The 11,448-nt window shown below is 32.2% G+C and carries 13 protein-coding genes; 5 read left to right on the forward strand and 8 right to left on the reverse strand.

Translation table 11 applies throughout. The features are described 5' to 3' along the window. Positions 1 to 2 precede the first annotated feature (2 nt). A complete protein-coding gene (locus K1X44_00620; GenBank protein MBX7145791.1) occupies positions 3 to 692 on the reverse strand; it encodes a Tim44/TimA family putative adaptor protein in 690 nt (229 codons plus the stop codon). A 155-nt stretch (positions 693 to 847) separates the two neighbouring features. On the opposite strand from K1X44_00620, the gene K1X44_00625 reads away from it, so the two are divergent. Beyond that, positions 848 to 1,342 carry a protein-export chaperone SecB gene (locus K1X44_00625; GenBank protein ID MBX7145792.1) on the forward strand — a complete coding sequence of 165 codons (495 nt, stop codon included), beginning with the start codon at positions 848 to 850 and terminating at the stop codon, positions 1,340 to 1,342. Here K1X44_00625 and dnaQ read toward each other — a convergent pair. The 4 genes from dnaQ to K1X44_00645 are packed head-to-tail and all read right to left on the reverse strand — an operon-like array spanning position 1,339 to position 4,351. Then, entirely contained in the window at positions 1,339 to 2,058 is a 720-nt protein-coding gene (gene dnaQ, locus K1X44_00630; protein ID MBX7145793.1) for a DNA polymerase III subunit epsilon, read from the reverse strand. The genes K1X44_00625 and dnaQ overlap by 4 nt on opposite strands. After that, the gene (coaE, locus tag K1X44_00635) at positions 2,039 to 2,668 is read right to left on the reverse strand and encodes a dephospho-CoA kinase (GenBank protein ID MBX7145794.1); all 630 of its coding nucleotides are present in this window, start codon (positions 2,666 to 2,668) and stop codon (positions 2,039 to 2,041) included. Before coaE ends, dnaQ begins: the two co-directional genes overlap by 20 nt. Further along, positions 2,665 to 3,513 (reverse strand): shikimate dehydrogenase, encoded by an 849-nt coding sequence (gene aroE / locus K1X44_00640; GenBank protein ID MBX7145795.1) that lies wholly within the window; start codon positions 3,511 to 3,513, stop codon positions 2,665 to 2,667. Before aroE ends, coaE begins: the two co-directional genes overlap by 4 nt. A 19-nt stretch (positions 3,514 to 3,532) precedes the next feature. Continuing rightward, positions 3,533 to 4,351 (reverse strand): kinase/pyrophosphorylase, encoded by an 819-nt coding sequence (locus tag K1X44_00645; protein ID MBX7145796.1) that lies wholly within the window; start codon positions 4,349 to 4,351, stop codon positions 3,533 to 3,535. A gap of 384 nt (positions 4,352 to 4,735) precedes the next feature. Here K1X44_00645 and hemE point away from each other — a divergent pair, with 384 nt between their 5' ends. From hemE to rho, 4 genes are all read left to right on the forward strand, one after another. Then, a complete protein-coding gene (gene hemE, locus K1X44_00650; GenBank protein ID MBX7145797.1) occupies positions 4,736 to 5,773 on the forward strand; it encodes a uroporphyrinogen decarboxylase in 1,038 nt (345 codons plus the stop codon). 41 nt (positions 5,774 to 5,814) lie between these two features. Beyond that, entirely contained in the window at positions 5,815 to 6,870 is a 1,056-nt protein-coding gene (gene hemH, locus K1X44_00655; protein ID MBX7145798.1) for a ferrochelatase, read from the forward strand. Positions 6,871 to 6,873: 3 nt separating this feature from the next. Further along, positions 6,874 to 7,308: a protoporphyrinogen oxidase HemJ gene (gene hemJ / locus K1X44_00660; GenBank protein ID MBX7145799.1), complete on the forward strand. Its 435-nt coding sequence runs from the start codon at positions 6,874 to 6,876 to the stop codon at positions 7,306 to 7,308. Between the two features lie 179 nt (positions 7,309 to 7,487). After that, on the forward strand, positions 7,488 to 8,744 hold the full coding sequence (gene rho, locus K1X44_00665) for a transcription termination factor Rho (GenBank protein MBX7145800.1): 1,257 nt from the start codon (positions 7,488 to 7,490) through the stop codon (positions 8,742 to 8,744). A gap of 34 nt (positions 8,745 to 8,778) precedes the next feature. Here rho and pyrF read toward each other — a convergent pair whose 3' ends face one another. The 3 genes from pyrF to K1X44_00680 are packed head-to-tail and all read right to left on the reverse strand — an operon-like array spanning position 8,779 to position 11,359. Continuing rightward, on the reverse strand, positions 8,779 to 9,612 hold the full coding sequence (gene pyrF / locus K1X44_00670; protein MBX7145801.1) for an orotidine-5'-phosphate decarboxylase: 834 nt from the start codon (positions 9,610 to 9,612) through the stop codon (positions 8,779 to 8,781). A 32-nt stretch (positions 9,613 to 9,644) separates the two neighbouring features. After that, on the reverse strand, positions 9,645 to 10,547 hold the full coding sequence (locus K1X44_00675; GenBank protein MBX7145802.1) for a ParB/RepB/Spo0J family partition protein: 903 nt from the start codon (positions 10,545 to 10,547) through the stop codon (positions 9,645 to 9,647). A 23-nt stretch (positions 10,548 to 10,570) separates the two neighbouring features. Next, positions 10,571 to 11,359, reverse strand: coding sequence for an AAA family ATPase (locus K1X44_00680; protein ID MBX7145803.1), 789 nt, complete (start codon positions 11,357 to 11,359; stop codon positions 10,571 to 10,573). Between the last annotated feature and the right edge of the window lie 89 nt (positions 11,360 to 11,448).

Here is an 11,448-nt window from a genome sequence, read left to right on the forward strand (position 1 = left end):
AACTAATCTGATACGTTTTTAGTTGAAACTAAAACCCAATTTGGGTTTGATGAATTAACATGTCGGCTAAAAGTCCATAAATTTTTAACTTCAAAAATTTTTGTTGGATGACCTTCTTCAACTTCTTTATTACTATTATAAACAACATCAATTTGTTCAGAAACAAAAAGAACAGATATAAATGCTTTTGAATTATTTATAAGAATATCTGAAATTTTAACCTCTTTAAATCCAACAATTGTTAGATGATGGGATAAATTTTGGTCTTTATATTTTTTGATTACATTTTCAAAGTTTTTAAAAACCTGATCATCTAAAAGTTTTTTCAAAGATTTTAAATCTCCATGGGCAAAAGAAGATAATATTAGTTCAAAAGCCGTTTTTGCCCCATCTAAAAATCTTTTAATATTAAATTTTGGATCTACTTTTTTTAAAGCCTGTAATTTTTCAAAAGTTTGAATGGGATCAGATAGATAATCTTTTTCTTGATCGCTGGTTAAACCTTCATCCATCATCACTTTTTTAGTTGGAAGTTTTGCATAGGGAGAATTTTGTTTTTCTACTGTTTTAAGCCATGAAATCCTTTTTTTCTCTGATCCTGTTCGTTGACCCAAAACGTTACGTAATTTTAAAACAAGCAGTAAAGTAATAACTGCAAAAATAAGAAGTTGAAGTAAATCGTAAGTCGTCATAATAAAAATCCCGGATTTCATTTTTTAGATTATATGATCACTAAATAAATATAAGACGAAAATCATAAAAATACTAAAATATTTTTATTATTCTTGTCATATTTAAGTATAATTTGCTAGTTTAGGGTCAAACATTTTTGCTTTAAGGTTTTCATATGTCTGATCCTACCTCTATAAATTCTGTAAATAATACTATTACCTACAAACTTATTGCTCAATACCTTAAAGATCTTTCTTATGAAAACCCGCATGCTTTAGCCATTGTGGAAAATTCCAAAAGAAATTATCAAGGTAATTTTACTTTTAATATAGTACCTCAACAGGTTAATGTGAACCATTATGAAGTTAGTTTAAAAATTAAAAGTGTTCTTGAATTTGAAACAAAAGTCTTTTGTTTATTGGAAATGGATTATGCGGGGCTTTTCTATATTGCAACAGACGACAATGATATAAAAAATGCTTTTCTTATGGTTCAAGCACCTCATCTTATTTTTCCTTTTGCCCGTCATATTTTCAGTACAATTTCTAAAGAAGGTCTTCTTCACCTTCCCCCACCAGAACCTATTGATTTTTTAAAAGTTTATGAACAGCAAAAAGCAACAAATCGCCTTAAAGAAGAAACATCATCAAAAGAAGCTAGTATTCATTAATTTTTAAATAATAACCATTTGGCATCTTTTAATTTTTGGATAAGAAGCACATGAGCTTCATATTCTTCTGTGGTGGGGTTAAAGGGTCGTGCTGGACGAGATATTTTTTGATAACGCAATGCCAAAGTTTCATTATTAATTAAATTACCTTCATAATCAATACTTTGGTTATTGGTTTCTGTTTGAAAAATTTCAAATTTAACCTGTCTACCACCTTTTAATTCTAAATAAACATCAGCTAATAATTGTGCATCTAATAAAGCACCGTGATATGATCTGGCTGAAAGATCAATATTAAATCTTTTGCACAAAGCATCTAAACTTGCGGGCGCACCTGGAAATTTTTTCCGAGCCATGGCTAACGTATCAACAGTTTGCTCTTTAAACAAAAGAATTTTTTCTAATCTTTGAAGTTCAGCATTAATAAAACCCAAATCAAATTCGGCATTATGAATAACTAAAGGTGTTGTCCCAATAAACGTTAATAAGTCATCAACAATATCTTTAAAAAGAGGTTTATCTAAAAGAAATTCCGAACTAATTCCATGGACAGCTGTTGCTTCAGCAGAAACAGATCTTTCTGGATTTATATAGCTATGCCAATGTTTACCGGTAGGAACATGATTAATTAATTCTACACATGCAATTTCGATAATTCTATCCCCATTCTTGGGATTAAGACCTGTTGTTTCAGTATCAAGAACAATTTCGCGCATATATTTTCCTATTGGTTTTTTTTGAATAATTTTGTTTTAAAAGATAGAAAAGTTGATAGTGGGTATGTCTTTTAGTCAAACTTGTTTTTACCACATAATCAGCATAACGTCGTTTACGATAATCTGACCATTGATTTTTTTCAATAAGTGATAAAAAATCTTTTGTCATACCCAGTCTTTTTTCTAATCTTAAAAGTTGAATAAAACGGGGGGCTGTGACCACAATAACTTCACTGCAAAAACGCTCTGCCTTTGTTTCATAAAGCAAGGGTATATCTAAAACAATTAAAGGTGCACGGTGGCCACGCCAAAATTTTATAAATTTTTGTTCATAATGACGGATTATAGGGTGAAAAGCTTCTTCTAATTTTTTTAAAAGACTGGGATTTTTTATAACCTCTTCTCTTAATTTATGTCGATCTAATTTATTATGTACAAATAAGTCTTTATTGTTTGAGGATAAAATTTCTTTCATTTTTTTTTGCCAGTTATTTTGCCATAAATGAATATACTGATCTGCATCAAATACCGGCACTTTTTTTTGCTTAAAAAAAAGTAACGCCGTACTCTTCCCCATACCTATAGAACCAGTTAGTCCAATTATTCTCATGTGATTGCTTTTTGGGTTATAAATTTTTGTAATTTATCGTCAATTGAAGGATATATACCGTACCATTTTTCAAAAGCGGGTGCTGCTTGATACATAAGCATCCCAAGCCCATCAATAATCTGATATCCCTGATTTTTTGCCTTTTTTAAAAAATTGGTTTGCAGGGGATTATAAACTAAATCATAAAAAATCGCATCAGAATTAAACATTTTATAATCAAGATTAAAATCTTGAAACCCATTCATTCCAAGATTTGTTGCATTAACAATTAAAGAAATATCTGAAGGAAAGGATAAATTTTCTTCCCACGCAAAGACAGAAAGTATATTGTATCTTTCAGAAAAATATTTTTGGGTTCTTTCTTTATTTCTTGCCACAATTATAATGGATTTTATATCTTCTTTTATCAATGTACCAATAATTGCTTTTGCGGCCCCACCTGCGCCAAAAATTAAAACAGATTTTATTTTTTTTCTCCAATCTGGAATTTTTTGTTCAAGATATTTTACGAAACCATATCCATCTGTATTATCTCCAATTAAACCTTTTTGCGGATCTTTCATGACAACATTAACTGTTTGAAGATATTTTGCTTCAGGTGTTAGATCATTTAAATATTTAATTATACTTTCCTTATAAGGCATCGTTACATTAAAACCCAAAAAATCTTGTGCTATAAAATTTTGGATTTCTGATGATAATTTCTCAGGTGCAACAGGATATAAAGTATATGATCCTTTGATCTTATATTTCTTCAACCAATATGTATGAATATAAGATGACAAACTGTAGTGAATTGGCCATCCAATTAAACCTGTTTTATAAAAAGGTTTTTTAATTTCCATAAATCATTCATTTCAGAAGTTATAGATTTTGCTGTTCATCTCTTTCATGAAGCATTTGCATAATTGTAGCTGCGGTTTCTTCGACAGATCTTCTGGTAATATCAATAATTGGCCAATGATGTTCTGCACATAATTTTTTAACTAAAGAAAGTTCTTCCGACACAGCATTAAAATCCACATAACTTGTGTTATTTTGCATCAAAAAACGTAATCTGTTTTGCCTTATTTCTATAAGCCGGTCTGGTTCTTTGGTTAAACCTATTATTAAAGATCTTTTATTATGACGAAGATTATCTGGCATTATAAATCCAGGAACAATTGGTATATTGGCAGCTTTAATCCCACGATGAGCAAGATAAATACATGTGGGAGTTTTAGATGTTCTTGAAACACCTATTAAAATAACATCTGCTTGATCATAACCTTCAGATCCTAAGCCATCATCATGAACCATCGCATAAGTAAGTGCATCTATCTTTTGGAAATATTGATCATCCATTTCATGTTGGCGACCTGGTTGTCCCTTAGCCTGATGACCAACGATATTACTTAAAGCCAGCATTAAAGGATCAAGAACTGAAACAAAAGGAACTTTCAGTTTTTTACATCCCTTCTGAAGTTGCTCACGTAAATTATCATTAACCATTGTAAAAACGACCAACCCTGGTTTTTCTTTAACAGAATCCAAAATTTTATCTATTTGACTAGGGGTTCTTATAAGCGGCCAATGATGTTCTAAAGGTATAAAGTTTTCAAATTGAGCTATACACGCACGTGTTATGCTATGAATAGTTTCCCCTGTTGCATCGGATACAAGATGTATATGATATTCTGACATTTTTTATCTACATACTTATCTGGATAATTTGTGGTTAAACTAACTTTCTTTATTTAAAATAAAAATCATCCTTTTTAAACCTATATTTATAAACACTTATAATAACAGCTGAATAATTTTATCCTAGTCTTGTTTATAAAATTAATTGTAAAAGAAGTTTGTATTTAATTAAAAAAAACTTTGTTTAAAAACATGGTTTTACATAAACTTCGCTATAAAAAAGATTAAATATATAATAAAAATTACCTCTTTATATTTTTGGGGATAAAATAAAAAATACTTTTTATTCAACCTTCCCACAATATACTACCACTACTACTACCTAATTATAAGTATAATAGATGTAAAAATATTTTAACCTCACATAGAAAGAAAATAATTATTTTGTCTAAAAAAAGCATTTTAGATCTTTTTCAATCTAATAAACCTTTGAATAAAAAAGTCCCTTTTTGGTTTATGCGCCAAGCTGGAAGATATCTTCCAGAATATTTGGTCTTAAGACATAAACGAGAAAAATTCCTGGATCTTTGTCTTGACCCAAAATTAGCAACAGAAATTACTTTGCAACCAATTCACCGATTTGATATGGATGCTGCTATTCTTTTTTCAGATATTCTTATAGTACCCTATGCACTTGGTATCCCAGTTGATTTTAAAGATGGATTTGGTCCTAAATTAAAGTCTTTAGATCACAAGGATGATATAAAAAAAATTAATCAGAAAAAGTTTTTAGATTTATGTAGCCCAGTTTTTGAAACGGTTCAAAATATTTCAAAAAAACTTTCCCCAAATAAAACCCTTATTGGTTTCTCTGGGGCACCTTGGACATTAGCAACTTATATGATAGAAGGCCAAAGCAGTAAGGATTTTAAAAAAACGAAATTATGGGCCTATAATGATCCTTATTCTTTTCAAAAACTTATTGATATCTTAATCGAATCTATAGTTCTTTATGTATGTGAACAGATTAAAAATGGGGCAGAAATTATTCAAATTTTTGATAGTTGGGCAGGCGTATTGTCATGTAGCCAATTAGATTTGTGGTCTATAAATCCTTTAAAATCTATTATTGAGCAAGTAAAAAAATATTATCCCCATATACCTTTTATTGTTTTTCCCAAGGGGGTTGGGGTTAATTATTATAAATATGATTTTTGTGATGGATTAGGATTTGATTCACATACACCAAGATCATGGATTTTAGAGAATATACCGAATAAAATTGTTATCCAAGGGAATTTAGATCCCCTACTTTTAGTCACAGGAGGGACAAGCATGGAAGAAGAAACCATTAATATTTTAAATACTTTTTCCAAGCGAAAATTTATTTTTAACTTAGGTCATGGCGTTCTTCCAGAAACACCTATTGATCACATGGCTAGACTTTGTCAATTAATTCGCCAATATAAAAAATATGAATAGAAAAGATTCGGTGAAATAAAAATTTAGGAGAGTTTAAAGTTTTGGTTCGTAAAAAATTAGCGGTGGTTTTATTTAATCTTGGGGGTCCAGATAGTTTGGATGCAGTTAAACCATTCTTATTCAATCTTTTTTATGATAAAGCCATCATTAATCTTAATAATCCATGGCGATGGTTACTTGCCAAATTGATTTCTTCTAGAAGACATAAGAAAGCGCAAGGTATTTATAGTAAAATAGGTGGTTTTTCACCGCTTTTGAAAAATACGCAAGCTCAAGCTCTTGCCTTAGAAAATGAATTAGCAAAACAATTTGATTGTGAGGTGAAAGTTTTTATAACAATGCGATATTGGTATCCACGTGTTGAAGAAACCACCGACAGAGTAGTAAATTTTAACCCAGATGAAATAATTCTTTTACCTTTGTATCCTCAATATTCAAAGACAACAACAGGATCAAGTATAAAGGATTGGAATTTAGAAGCAGCTAAGAAGAAGATTAATGTACCAACAAAGATTATTTGTTGTTATCCTTTACTAGATGGTTATGTTAATACAATATCTAAAATTTTATCTGATAAATTGGTGGAAGCAAAAAGAACATTTCCTAAAGTCAGAATTTTATTTTCTGTTCATGGGTTACCGGAAAAAATTATTAAAGAAGGTGATCCTTATAAATTTCATATAGAAAAAACCGCAAAAAAAATTGTAGAAAATGCTGGAATTCAAAATGAAGATTGGATTGTTTGTTATCAAAGCAGGGTTGGTCCGGTGAAATGGATAGAACCTTTTTTGATTGATGAAATAAAAAGAGCAGGAAAAGACAAAATACCTGTTCTTGTCGCCCCTATAGGGTTTGTTTCTGAACATTCTGAAACATTGGTTGAATTAGATATAGATATGAAACTTTTATCTGAAAAATTGGGGGTTCCAGCTTTTTGGCGGGTTCCAACTGTTAGTACAAGAGATACCTTCATTAAAGGCTTGGTAAAAATGGTTAAAGATGTTTATAACAGATCAGAGATATGCCCACAAAATATAAAAGAATGTGAAGATCACTATTTATTATGTCAAAGACGGTTATTAAATATTCCAAGGTGATTTATGATTGAAAATAGTTATTTATGGTTGAAAATAGGTCATATCGTTTCAATTGTAACCTGGATGGCTGGTATGTTTTATCTACCAAGACTTTATGTTTACCACGCCCAATTAAATTATAATGACCAGGCTTATGAAATATTCAAAACAATGGAAAGGAAACTCTTAAGAATTATTATTAATCCTTCTATGGTTATGGCATGGGGTTTTGGATTATTATTAGCTTGGCAGGCTAATTATTGGATGCAAGGTTGGTTTCACGCAAAATTAACTTTGGTTATTATTCTACAAATTCTTCATATTTGTTTAGCAAAATGGCGCCGCGATTTTGAAAAAGGAAAAAATAGGCATAGCCCACGTTTTTATAAGTGGATTAATGAAATACCAACTTTGGTTCTAATTTTTATAGTTATTCTTGTAATTTTGAAGCCTTTTTAAAAATAGTGTTGACATTGTGTTTTTTTTGCGTTAAGGCGGACAGAGAACATTTCAATATATTCATCTTTAATTATTCACCAGGGTTTTTTCTTATATTTACATAAGCATCATCGAAGATATAAAGTAACCCCTTTTTTCAATTTCTCTTTCAATTTTCCCCATAAATTATTTAGGTTTTCATGAATCTTCAAGAATTAAAACGTAAGTCACCTGCCGAACTTTTAGCTTTTGCTGAAGAATTGCAGATAGAAAATGCCAGTAATTTGCGCAAACAGGATATGGTTTTTGCTGTTTTAAAAAGGTTAGCAGATAATGGAACCGCCATATTTGGGGATGGTGTTCTTGAAATTTTACAAGATGGATTTGGTTTTCTTCGCTCACCAGAAGCTAACTATTTACCAGGACCTGATGATATTTATGTAAGTCCAAGCCAAGTTAGACGCTTTGGGCTACGTACAGGGGATACGGTTGAAGGTCAAATTCGTTCTCCTAATGATGGGGAAAGATATTTTGCTTTATTAAAAGTTAATACCATAAATTTTGATCAACCAGAGAAACTTCGCCACCGAATCAATTTTGATAATTTAACACCTCTTTATCCTGAACGACGTTTAAAATGTGAAATTGAAGATCCCACCCGTAAAGAATTAACCACAAGGGTTATTGATCTTATAGCCCCTTTGGGTAAAGGCCAACGTGCTTTAATTGTAGCCCCACCGCGTACGGGTAAAACGGTTATGTTACAAAATATAGCCCACGCTATTTCAACCAATCATCCTGAATGTTATTTGATTGTTTTATTAATCGATGAACGTCCAGAAGAAGTAACCGATATGGCACGTTCCGTCAAAGGAGAGGTTATAAGTTCCACTTTTGATGAACCAGCAGCGCGCCATGTTCAAGTTGCCGAAATGGTTATAGAAAAAGCAAAAAGATTGGTTGAACATAAACGTGATGTTGTTATTCTTCTTGATTCGATAACAAGATTGGCAAGGGCTTATAACACGGTTGTCCCATCCTCTGGTAAAGTTTTAACAGGAGGGGTTGATGCCAATGCCCTGCAACGTCCCAAGCGTTTCTTTGGGGCGGCAAGAAATATCGAAGAAGGTGGATCTTTAACCATTATTGCAACGGCTTTGATTGAAACAGGAAGCCGGATGGATGAAGTTATATTTGAAGAATTTAAAGGAACAGGGAATTCAGAAATTATTCTTGATCGTAAAATTTCAGATAAAAGAACATTTCCTGCTATTGATATTACCAAATCTGGAACCAGAAAGGAAGAATTGTTAGTTGATAAAGCTACCCTTTCTAAAATGTGGGTCTTGCGCCGTATTTTAATGCCTATGGGTGCTGTTGATGGGATGGAATTTTTACTGGAAAAATTAAAGAATGCAAAAACCAATAATGATTTCTTTAATTCTATGAATCAATAATTTATAGATTTATATAAAAATTTATTTATAGATCTTAATCTTTTTGCCATAGTTTTTTTGATTGATTAATCATTAAATCAAGGTCTTCTTTAAATTTTTCAGTTGGGCCCTTTACTAAAAGAGATCTGGATGCAATGGGAATTAATCTTTTTCGATTTGGCCATGTTTCCAAATCCTTAATACTAGCCCCTTGTGCACCAATTCCAGGGCACAGAACAAGGGCATTTCCCAATTTTGACAAATCATTTACCTGAAGATCACGTCGTGTTGCCCCGATAACCGCACCAATTAAAGGCTGAGCTAAATTATTTTGATTATAAAGGTTAATTTCATCTAGTAAATGTTGCATAATAGTACGCCCATCTTTTAATTGGGCTTGCTGAAGTTTTATCCCATCAGGATTGGAAGAAGCAACAACCACAAAGATACCAGTACCATCTTTTTTTGATTGGTCTAAAAAGGGACTAAGAGAACCAAACCCCAAATAGGGATTAACTGTTAAAGCATCTGCTTTAAGATAACTGTTGGGACCCAAAAGCCCATCTGCATAAGCTTTGGAGGTTGATCCAATATCCCCTCTTTTGGCATCAAGCAGGATAAGAATATTATTCTTATGGGCCTTTTCAATAAAGTCTTTTAAAACAAACCAGCCATCGCCGCCAAATCGTTCAAAAAAGGCAATTTGAGGTTTAAGTAAAGATATTTTTTTCTCTAGGGTTGTAAGCAAGCTTTCACAAAATTTGGAAAGTCCTTCAGCCGTATCAGGTAATTGCCAAGCATTCAAAATTTCTGAACTAGGATCAACGCCTAAACAAAAAGGTGATTTACTTTGGGATAATTTTTCAAATTGTTCGGTAAAATTAAACATGGGTAAACTTAAACATAAAATTTTATATAAAATTAGAAACTTAATTTTTTGATAATATCATTAAGCTGCTCCGGCTTGGAAAAATAAATAGTTATATGTCCTGGCTCACGCCCCTTGATATTTGCATTGTAATCAAGCGAAACACGTAACCCTAAAAATTGAGAAATATTCTTTTCAAGTTCAAGCGTTTCGTCATCTTTGCTGTGGATGGATATTTTTTTTCTTCTGGGGGAAGAGTTTGGTTTTGTTCTGGTCAGAGACATTATTTTTTCTACTTGCCGTACAGATAAATTTTTATCAATAATTTCTTTGGCAAGAGGAACAGGGTCTTTACTGTTTAATAAGGCACGTGCATGACCAAAACTTAAATGGCCCGTTTTAATCATTAAACGAATTTCTGCAGGTAAATTTAAAAGACGGATGATATTGGTAATATGGCTTCGGCTTTTACCAACATGTTTAGCAATCGTTTCCTGTGTATGTCCAAATTGATCTTGAAGTTTGCGGTAGGCTTCCGCTTCTTCCAAAGGGTTTAAATCTTGGCGTTGAACATTTTCAATGATGGCCCATTCTAAGGCTTGATTATCATTAAGGTCTTTAAGAATAATGGGTACCTGATGCAGTTGTGCAAGTTGGGCTGCCCGCCATCTGCGTTCTCCTGCAATAATTTCGTAAAACCCATTTTTATCTTTTTTGGGTCGAACAAGAATAGGTTGAATAATACCATGATGTTTAATGGATTCAGCTAAGGAAGAAAGTTCTTCTTCATCAAAATAGGTACGGGGTTGGCTTACACCTGGCATCAATTTTTCAATGGACACTATAGACGTGGATTTACTTTCCTGATTTTCTACCAAAGGACTTTCATTACTTGGAGAAGTAATAAGAGCAGAAAGACCACGTCCCAGATTTTTTTTGGTGGAAGAATTTTGCATAAGAAATATCCTTTGATTTTAGATTATGCGGAAAGTTTATTAAAATTATTGTTTTGTGCCAAAAGTTCGGCTGCAAGATTGATATAAGCTTGCGATCCTTGGCAGCGATGATCATAAACAAGAACGGGTTGGCCATGGGATGGTGCTTCAGAAATACGAACATTACGCGGGATAATGGTTTGATAAACTTTATCCTTAAAATAGGTACGAACATCATCAGCAACCATATCACATAAATTATTACGTTTGTCATACATCGTTAAGACAATCCCCTGAAGATCAAGAGTTGGATTTAAGGATTTTTTGACCATATCTATGGTTTTTAAAAGTTGGCTTAATCCTTCAAGCGCATAAAACTCACATTGAAGAGGAACAAGAACACTATGGGCGGTGGTTAAAGCATTAAGGGTTAAAAGCGATAAGGAAGGTGGACAATCAATTAAAACCGTATGGTATTTTGCCAAATTCATATGTTTTAAACTATTTGACAAGCGATATTCGCGCCTATCTATATCAACTAATTCAATTTCTGCCCCTGATAGGTCAAGAGATGCAGGTATGATATCAAGATTCGCAATAGATGTTGGAAGAATAGATTTTAAATAATCTTCACTTTGGACTAATAAATCATAACTAGTTTTAACCCGTTGATCGTGATTAATACCAAGCCCGGTGCTGGCATTTGCTTGGGGATCAAAATCAATAAGTAAAACTTGTTTATCACACGCAGCAAGAGCTGTGGCAAGATTTATGGCGGTTGTGGTTTTTCCAACGCCACCTTTTTGATTAGCAAGGGCGATAATTTTTGTCATAAATGGGGCCTATTCTTTATTTATATCTTTACCAGGAAAAATATTAAAATCATAGTAAAACTATTAAACCGAATTCATCTAAAATATAG

This window comes from Alphaproteobacteria bacterium (assembly GCA_019695395.1).
Lineage (GTDB): Bacteria > Pseudomonadota > Alphaproteobacteria > JAEUKQ01 > JAIBAD01 > JAIBAD01.